The organism is Paraburkholderia aspalathi (assembly GCF_905220735.1).
GTDB classification, from domain to species: Bacteria; Pseudomonadota; Gammaproteobacteria; order Burkholderiales; family Burkholderiaceae; genus Paraburkholderia; species Paraburkholderia aspalathi.
Genome location: NZ_CAJNBA010000003.1, coordinates 269,867 through 284,160 on the forward strand (window position 1 = coordinate 269,867; position 14,294 = coordinate 284,160).

General features: G+C 61.2%; 16 protein-coding genes. 6 read left to right on the forward strand and 10 right to left on the reverse strand.

Annotation, left to right across the window (positions count from 1 at the left end):
- Positions 1 to 38: 38 nt before the first annotated feature.
- The 4 genes from KHO30_RS20050 to kynB form a co-directional block, all read right to left on the reverse strand.
- On the reverse strand, positions 39 to 524 hold the full coding sequence (locus KHO30_RS20050; RefSeq protein ID WP_211701974.1) for a hypothetical protein: 486 nt from the start codon (positions 522 to 524) through the stop codon (positions 39 to 41).
- A gap of 392 nt (positions 525 to 916) precedes the next feature.
- Positions 917 to 1,861 (reverse strand): tryptophan 2,3-dioxygenase, encoded by a 945-nt coding sequence (gene kynA, locus KHO30_RS20055; RefSeq protein WP_211701975.1) that lies wholly within the window; start codon positions 1,859 to 1,861, stop codon positions 917 to 919.
- 10 nt (positions 1,862 to 1,871) lie between these two features.
- Complete coding sequence (gene kynU, locus KHO30_RS20060) at positions 1,872 to 3,122, reverse strand: kynureninase (RefSeq protein WP_211701977.1); 1,251 nt, start codon at positions 3,120 to 3,122, stop codon at positions 1,872 to 1,874.
- A gap of 76 nt (positions 3,123 to 3,198) precedes the next feature.
- Complete coding sequence (gene kynB / locus KHO30_RS20065) at positions 3,199 to 3,837, reverse strand: arylformamidase (RefSeq protein WP_211701979.1); 639 nt, start codon at positions 3,835 to 3,837, stop codon at positions 3,199 to 3,201.
- A 130-nt stretch (positions 3,838 to 3,967) separates the two neighbouring features.
- Here kynB and KHO30_RS20070 point away from each other — a divergent pair, with 130 nt between their 5' ends.
- On the forward strand, positions 3,968 to 4,477 hold the full coding sequence (locus KHO30_RS20070; protein WP_054034335.1) for an Lrp/AsnC family transcriptional regulator: 510 nt from the start codon (positions 3,968 to 3,970) through the stop codon (positions 4,475 to 4,477).
- Positions 4,478 to 4,566: 89 nt separating this feature from the next.
- On the opposite strand, the gene KHO30_RS20075 is transcribed toward KHO30_RS20070, so the two are convergent.
- The gene (locus KHO30_RS20075) at positions 4,567 to 5,076 is read right to left on the reverse strand and encodes a flavin reductase family protein (protein ID WP_093635678.1); all 510 of its coding nucleotides are present in this window, start codon (positions 5,074 to 5,076) and stop codon (positions 4,567 to 4,569) included.
- A gap of 256 nt (positions 5,077 to 5,332) precedes the next feature.
- Between KHO30_RS20075 and msrA the strand changes: the two genes are divergently transcribed.
- Positions 5,333 to 5,881, forward strand: coding sequence for a peptide-methionine (S)-S-oxide reductase MsrA (msrA, locus tag KHO30_RS20080; RefSeq protein WP_093635680.1), 549 nt, complete (start codon positions 5,333 to 5,335; stop codon positions 5,879 to 5,881).
- A 137-nt stretch (positions 5,882 to 6,018) separates the two neighbouring features.
- On the opposite strand, the gene KHO30_RS20085 is transcribed toward msrA, so the two are convergent.
- From KHO30_RS20085 to pdxH, 3 genes are all read right to left on the reverse strand, one after another.
- Positions 6,019 to 7,386 carry a DUF72 domain-containing protein gene (locus KHO30_RS20085; protein WP_244864094.1) on the reverse strand — a complete coding sequence of 456 codons (1,368 nt, stop codon included), beginning with the start codon at positions 7,384 to 7,386 and terminating at the stop codon, positions 6,019 to 6,021.
- Positions 7,387 to 7,489: 103 nt separating this feature from the next.
- Entirely contained in the window at positions 7,490 to 8,704 is a 1,215-nt protein-coding gene (locus tag KHO30_RS20090) for an SAM-dependent methyltransferase (protein WP_093635684.1), read from the reverse strand.
- Positions 8,705 to 8,844: 140 nt separating this feature from the next.
- Positions 8,845 to 9,486 (reverse strand): pyridoxamine 5'-phosphate oxidase, encoded by a 642-nt coding sequence (gene pdxH, locus KHO30_RS20095; RefSeq protein ID WP_211701981.1) that lies wholly within the window; start codon positions 9,484 to 9,486, stop codon positions 8,845 to 8,847.
- 255 nt (positions 9,487 to 9,741) lie between these two features.
- Here pdxH and tcdA point away from each other — a divergent pair, with 255 nt between their 5' ends.
- Complete coding sequence (gene tcdA, locus KHO30_RS20100; RefSeq protein WP_200565134.1) at positions 9,742 to 10,611, forward strand: tRNA cyclic N6-threonylcarbamoyladenosine(37) synthase TcdA; 870 nt, start codon at positions 9,742 to 9,744, stop codon at positions 10,609 to 10,611.
- 12 nt (positions 10,612 to 10,623) lie between these two features.
- Here the strand turns inward: tcdA and trxA are convergent, their stop codons facing one another.
- Positions 10,624 to 11,472: a thioredoxin gene (gene trxA / locus KHO30_RS20105; protein WP_200565133.1), complete on the reverse strand. Its 849-nt coding sequence runs from the start codon at positions 11,470 to 11,472 to the stop codon at positions 10,624 to 10,626.
- A 156-nt stretch (positions 11,473 to 11,628) separates the two neighbouring features.
- Positions 11,629 to 12,504, reverse strand: coding sequence for a pirin family protein (locus tag KHO30_RS20110; RefSeq protein WP_093635690.1), 876 nt, complete (start codon positions 12,502 to 12,504; stop codon positions 11,629 to 11,631).
- A 175-nt stretch (positions 12,505 to 12,679) separates the two neighbouring features.
- Between KHO30_RS20110 and vapB the strand changes: the two genes are divergently transcribed.
- From vapB to KHO30_RS20125, 3 genes are all read left to right on the forward strand, one after another.
- Complete coding sequence (gene vapB / locus KHO30_RS20115) at positions 12,680 to 12,913, forward strand: type II toxin-antitoxin system VapB family antitoxin (protein ID WP_054034329.1); 234 nt, start codon at positions 12,680 to 12,682, stop codon at positions 12,911 to 12,913.
- A complete protein-coding gene (locus tag KHO30_RS20120) occupies positions 12,913 to 13,314 on the forward strand; it encodes a type II toxin-antitoxin system VapC family toxin (protein ID WP_093635692.1) in 402 nt (133 codons plus the stop codon). The genes vapB and KHO30_RS20120 overlap by 1 nt, the downstream gene beginning before the upstream one ends.
- Before the next feature lie 74 nt (positions 13,315 to 13,388).
- Positions 13,389 to 14,270: an EamA family transporter gene (locus KHO30_RS20125; RefSeq protein WP_211701983.1), complete on the forward strand. Its 882-nt coding sequence runs from the start codon at positions 13,389 to 13,391 to the stop codon at positions 14,268 to 14,270.
- Positions 14,271 to 14,294 lie beyond the last annotated feature (24 nt).

The following is a 14,294-nucleotide window of genomic DNA, read 5'->3' on the forward strand; positions in this document are numbered from 1 at the left end:
CTTTTGCTTTGCTGCGGCATCGTAGCCGCCACTTCACCCTAGTGCTTCACTGCCGTCTGCTGTGCATCAGCCCGCGCGCACGCAGCAGTCCTTACGCGCTCCCGCTTACGCGTCACCGCTTTGTCTGATGCAGCTTCAGCTTCGGCCGCAGCTGAAGCTGCTTCCCGTCCCGCCTCCGCAGCATCCGAGAGAAGCTTCGTCGCAAGCTTGGCGGTGATGCGACTATGAGCAACCCCCTTAGCATCCAGCGCAATCACCTGGTACAGGTCGCGGTCGCATTCAACTTCCTGCTGGTATTGCTCGACGGTATAGAGCAGGTGTTCCAGCAGGTTGCGCTCACTGCGTCTTTCTTCAACCGTCGTAGCTGGGCATCGGGTGATGCTCGCCGCGAGATCGATCAGTGTTCGAAGCTGTCGGATTTGTCGATCGCATGCTCCAAAAGCCGACAGTGCGAGCTTTTCGTACTGGAGCGCATCAACGGGCGGTCGTGATGCCGTTTGAGTCTTCTTGGTGGTTTTGGTCATGGTGCGATTTCCGATGTGTTCCTGAAACGCCCGACACTCTCTAACAGATGGGGTGAGCGGGCACGTAGCGAGTTTGAGAGACCGGGCAACAAAACGAAACCGGCGAGCCTTGGGCCCACTCACCACGACCCGCCCATAGGAACGGCGTGCGTGATTGAACACTACCTACTTTCAGAAGTAGTGCGTTTCGTTGCTTCGGGCTCTCACACCCAGCCGTCTTGTCCGACGGCACATAGAAATCTAACCCAACCGTTTTTTAAGACGATCAACCACACAGGCTAAAAACACAAACTGTGACCAATCTTTACATTGCGACCTGTGCGTCTGCGCGTGCACCGCGCATTGCATGAACACGCTCAATGCATCGAGCATTGGCAACGAAACGAAGACGCTTAAAGCATCGTCCTCACATGCCAAAGCTCAGGAAACAAAACCACATCGAGCATCTTCCGGAGATAAGGCGCGCCACTCGTACCACCCGTGCCTTGCTTGAACCCAATAATCCGTTCAACCGTAGTCACATGCCTGAACCGCCACTGTCGAAACGCATCCTCGAGATCGACAAGTTCCTCCGCCATTTCATACAACTCCCAATGCTGCGACGGATTCCGATAAACCTCCAACCACGCCGCCTCAACGGAAGCATCATGCGTAGTCGGCTGCGTCCAATCCCGATCCAATCTGGAAGGTGAAATCGCAAACCCACGCCGCGCCAGCAGTCGAACAACTTCATCGTAAAACGAAGGCGCTTCCAGCGAAGCCGTCACCTCAGCAAGAACATCTGCCCGATGTGCATGCGGCTTCAGCATCTGCTCATTTTTATTGCCGAGCAAAAACTCAATCTGCCGATACTGATAAGACTGGAACCCGGAAGAGCTACCCAGATAAGGCCGCATCGCGGTGTACTCGGACGGCGTCATCGTCGCGAGAACGCTCCATGCCTGCACGAGCTGCTCCATGATCCGCGACACACGAGCGAGCATCTTGAACGCCGGCGGCAACTCGTCGCGATGCACCGCCTTCAGCGCCGCGCGCAATTCATACAGCGCGAGCTTCATCCACAACTCACTCGTCTGATGCTGGATGATGAACAGCATCTCGTTGTGATCCGGCGACAACGGATGCTGCGCATCCAGCACCGTCCCTAGCGAAAGATAATCGCCGTAACTCATCGACTCCGAAAAATCGAGCTGCGCGTCATGCCAGCCGTCGCCGGAATCGGCGGCGGCAGTGGCCGTAGCAGACGCCGAAGGAGCAACCCCACTGCCATGCCCAAACGGACACCCTTGCGCCGGTTTTTCTTCCGGCAATCCCGGCGTTTGCATATGATCGGTCATCGCGCGCTCCTTAGGTCACAGCGCCGCGAGCGGCAAATTCAGGTGCCCGCCAGGTCTCTTGCGTAAGCACCTCGCGCAACGTCTCGACCGCATCCCACACATCGACAAAGCGCGTATACAGCGGCGTAAAGCCAAACCGCAACACATGCGGCTCGCGATAGTCGCCAATCACGCCACGCGCGATCAACGCCTGCATCACTTCGTAACCATGCGGATGCTCGAAGCTCGCATGCGAACCGCGCTGCGCATGCTCACGCGGCGTTACAAGCTTCAAAGGAAATTCGCTGCAACGCGCTTCGACCAGTTCGATAAACAAATCGGTCAACGCGAGCGACTTCGCGCGGATCGTCTGCATATCCGTTTGCAGGAACACATCGAGACCGCATTCGACGAGCGACATCGACACCATCGGTTGCGTGCCGCACAGGAAGCGACCGATGCCATCGTCAGGTTGATACGCCGGGTCCATCTTGAACGGCGCACGATGCCCCCACCAACCGGACAGCGGCTGCGAAAAATCGTTTTGATGCCGCTTCGGCACCCATACGAATGCGGGCGAACCCGGACCGCCGTTCAGATACTTATACGTACAGCCGACCGCGTAGTCAGCCCCAACACCATTCAGGTCGACGGGCACCGCGCCCGCCGAATGCGCGAGATCCCACAGGGCGAGCGCGCCTTTGTCATGGATCAGTTTGGTCAGTGCGGCCATGTCGTGCATATAGCCGGTGCGGTAATTCACATGAGTGATCATCGCGATCGCGGTGTCGTCGCCGATCGCGGCGGGCAACTCGGACGGATCATCAACGAGGCGCAACTCATAACCGCGGTCGAGCTGTTCGATCAGCCCTTGCGCGATATACAGATCGGTCGGGAAATTCGAGCGCTCAGAAACGATCACGCGACGCTTCGGATCGCGCGCATTCGCCACCCGCAGAGCAGCCGACAAAAGCTTGAACAGGTTGATCGAAATCGTGTCGGTGACGACTACTTCGTTGTCAGCGGCGCCGATCAGCGGCGCGAGCTTGTTGCCAAGACGGCGCGGCAATTCGAACCATCCGGCGGTGTTCCAGCTGCGGATGAGACCTTCGCCCCATTCGGCGCCGATCACGGTCTGCGCGCGTTGCGCGGCGGCGGCCGGCGGCACGCCGAGCGAGTTGCCGTCGAGATAGATGGTCGTCGACGACAGCGCGAACTGGTCGCGCAGCGTTGCGAGCGGGTCGGCGCGATCCAGCGCCAATGCTTCTTCACGAGTGTTCATGGTGGTCCAGTCAGTCAGATCAGGGAATTTGGTGGAGGCGATGAGTGCGGTGCTTCAGTTTGCAGAGCGTCGCCGATCAGCGAGACTCGGGCAGCGCGCGCAACACGGCGCGCACGGGGCTCGCATCGAGCGTGGTCAGCTTCAGCGGCAGCGCGATCAGTTCGTAGTCGCCGGGTGCGACGGCATCCAGCACGATGCCTTCGAGAATCGCCATGCGGTGAGCGCGAATGCGATGGTGCGCGTCCATCGTCTTCGATTCCTGCGGATCGAGCGACGGCGTATCGATGCCTATCAGCTTCACCCCTTTCGCTGCCAGCAGGTCGATCGTTTCCGGCGCAACCGCGCAGAACGCGCTATCCCAGACCGCAGTCGGTGCGTTTTTGTAAGTGCGTAGTAAGACTCGCGGCGGCAGGTCGTCGAGCGAGCCGCTCAGGTGTTGTGGCGTGACAACAGGCGAAGCGCCGATGCAATGAATTACGCGGCAGCGTCCAAGGTACGCATCGAGCGCAACCTGGCCGATCGCCGCGCCTTCGGCGTCGTAGTGGAGCGGGGCGTCGGTGTGGGCGCCGGTATGCGGCGACAAGGTCAGCCGCGCGACGTTGACGGGCGAGCCCGCCTCCATGCGCCACACGCGTTCGATGCCGACCGGCGTATCGCCGGGCCAGACGGGCGTCGCGGTATCGACGGCGGGGGTGATGTCCCAGAGTGTGTCCATGTCTCCATCTGCGGATTGTGTCTATCCGGGAATGATAGGTGGCTTGGCGCGAAATGTGATTGCGAAAAAATCTCCTTCTGAGCCGTGTCTTGGAACATAATTTGAGTCAAATGGGAAAGGGAGACCGAATATGAACGCGATCTCGCTCGACGCCACCGATTGCCGTATCTTGACGGTGCTTCAGCAAGAAGGACGGATCAGCAATCTCGACTTGGCGGAGCGCATTTCGCTTTCGCCATCGGCCTGTCTACGACGCCTGCGCCTGCTGGAAGAGCAGGGCGTCATCGAACATTACCGTGCGTGTCTGAATCGCGAAGTGCTGGGTTTTGAACTGGAAGCGTTCGTGCAGGTGTCGATGCGCAACGACCAGGAGAACTGGCACGAGCGTTTTGCGGAGGCGGTGCGGGACTGGCCGGAAGTGGTCGGTGCGTTTGTCGTGACCGGCGAAACCCATTATCTGCTGCGGGTGCTCGCCCACAATCTCAAACACTATTCGGATTTCGTGCTGCAACGCCTCTATAAGGCGCCGGGCGTGATGGATATTCGTTCGAATATCGTGTTGCAGACGTTGAAAGAAGATTCGGGCGTACCGGTGTCGCTGGTGCCGAAAACTACCGGACATAGCGCGCCACACAGCTGAGTGCGAGTTGCTGGTCAGCTTGCTTCGGTTGGCCGTGTAGCCGGTTTTACCCGCTTGCGGGCCGCTGTTAAAACACAGCGGCGCCGCGTTCAGAGCGGCTTGAGTCCGTGGAATTGACCGCTGTGGAAGACGAGCGGCGCAATCTCCGCGGCACTCTCGTGGACGCCGCAGCGCTCCACTTCGCCGACGAAAATCACGTGGTCGCCTTCTTCGTAGCGGCTGCGGTTATGGCATTCGAACCAGGCGAGTGCGCCGTCGAGCACCGGCATGCCGGTGTCGCCTTCGGCGTGCGAGACACCTTCGAAACGATCACCCTTCACGGTGGCAAAGCGCTTGCACAGATCGAGCTGCGACGCGGCAAGCACGTTGACCACGTAGTGACTGTTCGCCCGGAACACCTGCATCGACGCCGAGCGCGTGGCGAGGCTCCACAGCACCAGCGGCGGATTGAGCGAAACCGAATTGAACGAGCTGGCCGTGATGCCGATCAATTGGCCGGACGCCGCACGCGTGGTGATGACGGTGACGCCGGTGGCGAATTGGCTGAGCGCCTGTTTAAAGGCGGGCTGGTCGAAGTTGGGCGGGCTGGCGCGCTTCATCGGGCGGAAGCCTTCGGCGCAAACCGGGCGAACCCCGGAGTGAACCCATCGCGCGTGCGGCCGGAAACAAATGATTCAAAAGTCATAGTGAAAATCGTCGATTTGCCCCAATTTTAACTGCAATCGCGGTGGACTGGCCGCGACACCTGCCGGTTAATGGAAAAACCGCTAAGCTGGAAAGTCTTGGTGGTGGCATGAGCGTTGCGGTTAACTGGGACCGGCATCGGCCGACTATGAGTATCAAGGAGCAAGCAGCATGAGTCAGACAGGCGAAGTCGCCACCCTCGGTGGCGGGTGTTTCTGGTGCCTCGAAGCGGTGTATCTGGGCGTCGAAGGCGTGAACTCGGTGGAGTCGGGCTACGCGGGCGGCCAGACCCAGCGGCCGACCTATGAGCAGGTGTGCGACGGCGTGACGGGCCACGCGGAAGTCGTGAACGTCGACTTCGATCCGGCGAAGATCAGCTATCGCGAGATTCTCGATATTTTCTTTGCGATCCACGATCCGACCCAGTTGAACCGGCAGGGCAACGATGTCGGCACGCAGTACCGCTCGGTGATTTTTACCCACTCCGACGCGCAGCGTGAAACGGCGCTGCAAGCGATTCGCGAGATCGGTGAACAGGGTATCTACGACGGCCAGATCGTCACCCAGGTGCTACCGCTCGACGGTAATTACTGGGCGGCTGAGGCGTATCACCAGAACTACTTCGCGCAGCATCCGAATCAGGGGTACTGCTCGTTTGTCGTGGCGCCGAAGGTCGCGAAGTTTCGTCAGAAGTTCGCGCATCGGATCAAGGCGAGCTGAGTCGGCGCGGCGGTGGAGGTCTGATCGCGGGACGGGCGGCGGTTCAGGTTTCGACTTGGGCCGCCGGCGTTTAAGTGGCGGCTCGGCGAGCCACGTGACCTCAGATGGCTCGCCACGCGTGGGCGTTGCGCCGCCGCTCAGCCTTCCTCGTCGCCTTCTTGCTGCCCATTCTCGTTCGAATCGGGCTCTGACTCCGGGCGCGTTTGCACCTGGTCATGGCCATGCTCATGTTCGTGCTCGTGAGCAATCCGTGCATACGCTTCAATAATCTCCCGCGCCAGTTCCACGCAACTCAACGGCGCCGACCCCTCCGCCTTATTGTTGATCGCGATCACCACCGGCTGGCCGGCCAGCGCATAGCGCGCGGCCAGCTCGGCGAGCGCCGCGCGGGTCGACGGGTCCTGATCGACCAGCTGGTTGAACGGTTCGTACTTGGCTTTCGCCTGTTCGTATTTGAAGCCGCCGTGCAAACTCCAGCGCACGATCAGCGGGCCGGCCGGCTCGCCGTCCAGTAGCGCGAGCGCCGCCGCCTGGCGCAGCGGATCCGGCATCCGTGCATGAATCCCCACGCAATACCGCACGCCCGCCGCCTTTAGCGTGCGGATAAAGCGCGGCGTGAGCAAACTCCCATCGCGGATTTCGATCGCATAGCACGTGCCCTCGGGCAGCTTCGGCAACGCCGTCAGGAACTCGGCGAGTCGCTCGATGAACACCGCCGGTTGCGCGAGCATCTGGTCTGGCAGCGGCGAGAGCTGGAACACCAGCGCACCGGCTTTCGTACCGAGGCCTTCGAGACATGGTGCGACGAATTCGTCGATCGCCATTTGCGCGTTCAGGAAGCACGGGTTCAACGAAACCGGCTCGCCGCGTTCGGCGCGCACGGTGGCGTCGGTGATCGTCATCGGCGCTTTGACGATGAAGCGGAAGTGCTCCGGCACCTGCTGCGCGTAGCGCAGGTATTCGGTGACGGTGAGCGCCTGGTAAAACGACCGGTCGATGCTGACAGTCTTTAGCAGCGGATGCGCGCCGTAGGCCGTCAGACCTTCGCGCGAGAGTTTGCTGTTGCTGTACTCGTCGCCGTAGACAATGCCGTTCCAGCCCGGAAACGACCATGTCGACGTACCGAGGTGGATCTGCGCCGGCAGTTCGGCGGCGAGCGCCAGGAGTTCAGCAGAGGGCGGAGCGGCGAGCACGTCGCGGGTACGGCGTTTCTTCGGCGTATCCGGGGCAGACGGTGTTGAGCTGGAGTCGGCGTCGGCGATGGGCGCCGATGGCGCGTCATCTTCCTGCCAGAGGGTGGTGGCGCTCTTCTTTGCGCGCGGCTGCCGCCGCCGCTCGAGCTGTGCCGTTTCGTCGACCGTTGCCGGGGTGGCAGCGGCGGGCGCCGCCGATGCCGGTACCTGCTCGACCGGCATCCCGAACAGATCGAACTGCGGTGCATCGGCCTGTGTGTCCTGCTCGCCGCTCACCGGCTGTTCAACTTCACTTGTCCCGCTCTGGTCCATCGATGTTCGACCTGCTGTTTAAGGTTTGCGCCGCGTCGGGCCGCCTACGCCATGCACGTAGACCCGGCACGCAGCCACGGCACATCGCCGTGGCGCAACCGTATCACAGTGATTTGTCGTACATATAGCGACGCGACCACGGCAAGGTTTTCGCGCTGCGGCCGGCTTTGCGGCACACCACCTGGTAGATCGAGACGTCGTCGGTTTCGAATGCGTACGCACAACCGGCGAGGTACACGCGCCAGATGCGGAATTTTTCGTCGTCGACCAGCGTGCGGGCTTCGTCCGCATGCGCCTCGAAGTTTTCCGCCCAGATGTCCAGCGTGTGCGCATAGTGACGGCGCAGGCTTTCGACGTCAACCGCTTCGAGTCCACCGCGCTGCATTGCTTCGAGCGCAAGGCCGATATGCGGCAGCTCGCCGTCCGGGAACACGTAACGGTCGATGAATTCGCCGCCGCCTAGCGCGGTTTCGCCGCTGTCCGAATCGCTCGACGTGATGCCGTGATTCATGGCGACGCCGTCGTCGACGAGCAGATCGTGGATCTTCTTGAAGTAGCCCGGCAGATTTTTGCGGCCGACGTGCTCGAACATGCCGACGCTGGTGATGCGATCGAATTGCCCTTCGACGTCGCGGTAATCCTGCAGACGAATCTCGATCTGGTTTTCCAGACCCGCGGCTTTCACGCGTGCGGTGGCGAGATCGAACTGGTTCTGCGACAGCGTCACACCCACGCACTTCGCGCCGAACTTCTGAGCCGCGCGCAGCACGAGCGCACCCCAGCCGCAGCCGATATCGAGCAGGCGCTGCCCCGGTTGCAACTGGATCTTGGTGAGGATGTGATCGATCTTCTTGATCTGCGCGGTGGCGAGATCTTCGTCGCCATTCTCGAAGTACGCACACGAGTACACCATGTTCTCGTCGAGCCACAGCTTGTAGAACTCGTTCGAGACGTCGTAGTGATACTGAATGGCCTTCTTGTCCGACGACTTCGAGTGCTGGAAGTAGCGCCGCACGCGCGCCAGCTTGCTCGCGCTGGTGACGGTGTTGCGCGCCAGCTGGTAGCTGACGTTGATGATGTCCGACAGCTTGCCTTCGATGTCGATCTTGCCCTTCACGTACGCCTCGCCGAGATTGTCGAGGCTCGGTTCGAGCAGATAGGGCAGCGCCGTGGCGCTTTTGACATGTAGCGTGACCTGAGGCGCGGCGAACTGCCCGAAGTCATGTTGCTGACCGTCCCACAACACAAGGCGTGCTGGCAGGTTAGCCTTGGTTTTTACGTCTTCCACCCACTGCGCCAGCTTTTTCTCCCAGAACATGTGATTTCTCCGTGTCCGTTGAACTAAAGCAAAGCCTGTGTGGATCGCAGCTCACTGCGGTGCAACTCCCATACCGCGAGGCGCAATCCGGCCGTCGCGCGTTGCTGCGTTGGCAACGCGCATACGTGTTGTATTCCGATTCAAGGCGATAGGCGGGAGATTTGCCAGTCGCTACTTTCGCTTGAACGCGTGAAGAGCAGACGGTCGTGCAGACGCGACGGTCGGCCCTGCCAGAATTCGATTGCTTCGGGTACCAAACGATAACCGCCCCAGTGCGGTGGGCGCGGTGGCTGGTCGCCGTATTGCAGGCTGATTTCGCGTTCGCGTGTTTCGAGCTGCGAACGGCTTTCAATTACCTGACTTTGATTGGATGCCCACGCGCCGATGCGTGAACCGAGCGGACGCGACGCGTAATACGTATCGCTTTCTTCCGGGCTGGTTTTGACGATGCGGCCTTCCACGCGCACCTGGCGTTCGAGTTCGATCCAGTAGAACAGCAGGCTCGCGTAGGGATTGGCAGCCAGTTCGCGGCCCTTGCGGCTTTCGTAGTTGGTGAAGAACACAAAGCCGCGCTCGTCCACACCTTTGATCAACACGATGCGCGCCGACGGCCGGCCACGCGAGTCGACGGTGGCCAGCGTCATCGTATTCGGTTCGGGCAGTTGGGCGTCTACCGCTTGCTGAAACCACGCGTCGAATTGACGAAACGGGTTGCGGTTGATATCGGCAACGTCCAAAGAACCCAGCGAATAGTTTTTTCGAAGTTCGGCGAGTGAGGTCATGTTCTTATGCGAACGCTTCAGTCTAACCAGTATAGCCAGGGCTTGAATTTTTTGCGCGCGACCAGGTCAAGCCCCGCTGGGCTGTGTGGACATCCACACCACAATGTTTTGCGGCCGTTTGTGCCTGAGTGTGCCTGAGTGGGTGTGGCCATGTGGATCGTCGCGATCAGGCAAAATACGGGCTGCGAACGCTCGAGTGTGCCTGAGCGTTTTTTGCCACTCTATGTTTTGCCTGCTTTGAACGAGCCTTCCACCATGTCCAGCCCCACCGCGCAGTCCGATCTTACTACCAGCCTCGATGGGAGTGAAACCGCCGATCGCGCGCGGCGCTTCGGCGGCATTGCACGCCTGTACGGCGCGCCGGCGCTCGCTGCGTTCGAAGGGGCCCATGTTGCTGTGATCGGCATTGGCGGGGTTGGCTCGTGGGTGGCCGAGGCGTTGGCGCGCAGCGCGGTCGGCACGCTGACCTTGATCGACCTCGACAATGTTGCCGAGAGCAACACTAACCGCCAGATCCATGCGCTGGACGGCAACTACGGAAAACCGAAGGTCGAGGCGATGGCCGAACGCATCGCGGCAATCAATCCGTTCTGCGACGTGCGGCTGATTGAAGACTTTGTCGAGCCGGACAATTTTGCGGCGACGCTCGGTGGTGGTTTCGATTACGTGATCGATGCGATCGACAGTGTGCGCACCAAGACCGCGTTGATCGCGTGGTGCGTCGAGAAGAAGCAGCCGTTGATTACGGTGGGCGGCGCGGGCGGCCAACTGGACCCGACGCGTATCCGGATCGACGATCTCGCGTTGACCATCCAGGACCCGCTGCTGTCGAAAGTGCGCGGGCAGCTGCGCAAACTACATGGTTTTCCGCGTGGCCCGAAGGCGAAGTTTAAGGTGAGCGCAGTGTATTCCGACGAGCCGCTAATCTATCCGGAAGCCGCTGTTTGCGATATCGATGAGGAAGCGGAGCACGTCACGACGTCGCCGGGACATACGGGACCAGTGGGTTTGAACTGCGCGGGATTTGGATCGAGCGTGTGCGTGACGGCGAGCTTTGGTTTTGCTGCGGCCGCGCATGTGTTGCGGGCGTTGGCGGAGCAGGCGCGGCTCGTTCGCCGCACCTGAACACACAGCCAGTTAATACAACAAGGCGCTTAGCTTGCGCCGCCATTGCGACACCAGCTCCGGCTGATGCGCGGCGAGATCGAACACCGACAGCATCGTCTTACGGCCGATGTCGTCGCGGAATGTGCGGTCGCGCTGCACGATGGCTAGCAGATGCTCGAGCGCGCCTTCATATTTGCGGCGGGCGATAAGCGCGCTAGCCAGATCGAAGCGTGCTTCGAGATCGTCCGGGTTTGCTGCGACTTTGGCTTCAAGCGCATCCGTAGGCGGCAGGTCAGCCGCCGCGTCTACCGCATCGAGCCGCGTCTTGATCGCGTTGAAGCGGGCGTCGATCCCTTGCGTGGTTTTCGGCGACAGCAAGTCGACTTCGTTGCGTGCTTCGTCGATGCGATTATCTTCGAGCAGCATTTCGATGCGATCCATGCGCGCTTCGTCGAAGCCTGGGTCGTAGGCGAGGGCAGCTTGCAGTGCGTCATACGCATCCTCACGACGCCCTTCGGCCAACGCGGCTTGCGCTTCAAGACGTGCCGCGTCCGCGCCTTGCGGCACGAGGCGCTCGATAAATTCGCGCAACTGGCCTTCCGGCAGCACGCCGACGAATTGATCGACCGGCTGGCCATCGGCAAACGCCATGACGTGCGGAATGCTGCGTACCTGGAAGTGCGCGGCCAGTTCCTGGTTCTCGTCGACGTTCACCTTCACCAGCTTCCATTTGCCGGCGGCTTCGGCTTCGAGCTTCTCGAGCATCGGGCCGAGCGTCTTGCAGGGGCCGCACCACGGCGCCCAGAAATCGACCAGCACAGGGGCCAGTGTCGACGCCGTAATGACGTCCTGTTCGAAAGTGGCCAGAGTGGTGTCCATTGCGTCCTCGTCGATAAAAACGGTTTGTCGGCTAGATGGGGCCGTATGCCGCGAATTCAATGGTTCAACGCGGCGGATGCAGGCCGCCGCGGCCGCACGTGCTCGCGCAAGCGGCGAGCTTGCCGGCGGCGACCGAATGAGCGCCGCCTTGCTCGCTCATTTTCTTGTCGGCAGCGGAATCCATTCGGTTTCGCCGGGCACCTTGCCCATCTCCTGATTGGTCCACGCCAGCTTCGCGGCTTCAATCTTCTCGCGCGAACTGGCGACGAAATTCCATTCGATAAAGCGCTCGCCATCCAGTTTCTCGCCGCCGAGCAGCATCACGCGCGCGCCGTGGGTGCTGGCCAGCGTGACAGTTTCGTCGAGTGCGAGCACGGCCATCTGGCCGACTTCGAGCGGCGTGCCGTCGATCTCCAGATCGCCGTCCACCAGATAGACACCGCGTTCCTCGTGTTCCGGTTCAAGCGCGAAGGCGCCGCCCGGGGCGAACTCGGCGGCCACGTAGAGCGTGCCGGAAAAAGTCGCGACCGGCGAGGTTTCGCCGAACGCCGTGCCCGCGATCACGCGCAGCGTGACGCCGTTGCGCTCGACCACCGGCAGCGTGTCCGCCGCATGATGAGCGAAGGACGGTTCGATGTCTTCGTCGTCTAGCGGCAGCGCGACCCAGGTCTGGATGCCGTGCATGGCGAGACCGCTCGCGCGGTCTTCGGCCGGCGTGCGTTCGGAATGGACGATGCCACGTCCGGCAGTCATCCAGTTGACGTCGCCCGGGACGATCTTCTGCTCGGAGCCGAGGCTGTCGCGATGCATGATCGAGCCTTCGAACAGATACGTGACGGTGGCGAGGCCGATATGCGGGTGCGGACGCACGTCCAGCCCAACGCCGGGGTCGAGCGTGGCGGGGCCCATGTGGTCGAAAAAGATGAACGGGCCGATCAGGCGCGCAGCCATGGCCGGCAGCACACGCCGCACGGTGAGGCTGCCGACGTCGCGCAGATGAGGTTTGAGAACTGCTTTGATCGAGGAAGACATGGGCAGGCTCGGCTGGAAGGGTGGGTTGGATTTTGTTTAATGGATGATTCTACTGCGGTTGAGGCCGCGACCGCATTCTGCGCCGCCAATGTACACACATGTATTTACATTGGCGGCGCGGAGAACTATAGTATTAGCTCGTACATACAGCGTACATCCGCAGCAGGAGTTCAGCATGCTCACCAAAGTCTTTCGCAACGGCAATTCGCAAGCCGTGCGTATTCCAGCCGAATTGGCCTTCGACCGGGCCGACGTCGAGGTTGAAATCGAACGGGTCGGCGAAGAATTGCGGATCCGTCCAACCAGGCGTCCGCTGACCGGCGTGCTCAAGAAATTCGCGAAATTTGGGCCCGACTTCATGGCGGAAGGTCGTGGTGATCACGAGCAGGCCGAGCGCGAGGATTTGTAATGCCGCGCTACATGCTCGACACCAATATCTGCATCTACCTGATGAAGAACCAGCCGGAACAGGTCGCGAAGCGCTTTGCACAATGTCTGGTTGGCGACGTGGTGATGTCGGCCATCACCTTTGCGGAACTCGAATACGGCGTGGCGGTATCGGCGAACCGCGCGCGCGATCGCCGCAGTCTGGCGGCGCTTGCCGAAGACATTCTGGTCATGCCGTTCGACAGCGCGGCAGCAAGCGCGTACGGTCCGATTCGCGAAGCGACGCGCGAGCGTAAGAAGGATCAACTCGACAAGCTGATCGCGGCACATGCCGTGGGGCTTGACGTGGTGCTGGTGACCAACAACGAACGCGACTTCGCCGCCTATCCGGGGTTGCGCGTGGAAAACTGGCTGAACGGCTAACTACGTTTTAACGCACTGCCGAGTCTGGCGACGTCCGCTAAACTGCCGGATCCAACAACGAAATGGAGACCGGGATGTCGCCTAGGGATTTACTGCTCGCGCTGGTCGTCGTGATTGCGTGGGGCGTCAATTTCGTCGTGATCAAGGTGGGTCTGCACGGTGTGCCGCCGATGCTGCTCGGCGCGTTGCGTTTCGCGCTCGCCGCCGTGCCGGCAGTGTTTTTCGTCAAGCGGCCGCAGATGCCGTGGCGCTGGCTGCTCGCTTACGGCGCGACGATTTCGTTCGGGCAATTCGCTTTCCTGTTCTCGGCGATGTACGTCGGCATGCCCGCGGGGCTCGCGTCGCTCGTCTTGCAGGCGCAGGCATTCTTCACGTTGATCTTCGCGGCGCTGTTTCTGCATGAGCGTTTCCGCGTGCCGAACATCGTCGGTTTGCTGATCGCCGCGGGCGGCCTCGCGGTCATCGGCATGCAAGGCGGCCATGCGATGACGCTCGCAGGCTTCGTCCTCACGCTGTGCGCCGCGTGTTCCTGGGCGCTCGGCAACATCGTCACGAAGAAGGTCGGCAAGGTCGATCTGGTCGGGCTGGTGGTGTGGGGCAGCCTGATTCCGCCTTTGCCGTTTTTCGCACTGTCGTACGCCTTCGAGGGGCCGCAGCGGATCGTCGCGGCGCTGTCCGGGATCAGTGCGATGTCGATTTTCGCCATCGTGTATCTCGCGTTTATCGCGACGCTGATCGGCTACGGGTTGTGGAGCCGGCTTCTGTCGCGCTATCCGGCGAGCCAGGTGGCGCCGTTCTCGCTGCTGGTGCCGATTGTCGGGCTGGCGTCGGCGTCCCTGTTTCTCGACGAGCAGTTGTCCGAGGCGCAGATCGTGGGCGCCTTGCTGGTGATGGCGGGGTTGGCGGTGAATGTGTTCGGCGGTTGGGTCGTGCAGCGGCTTTCGCCGGCGCGTTGACGGCCTCTTAAGCGTGATGCAGAA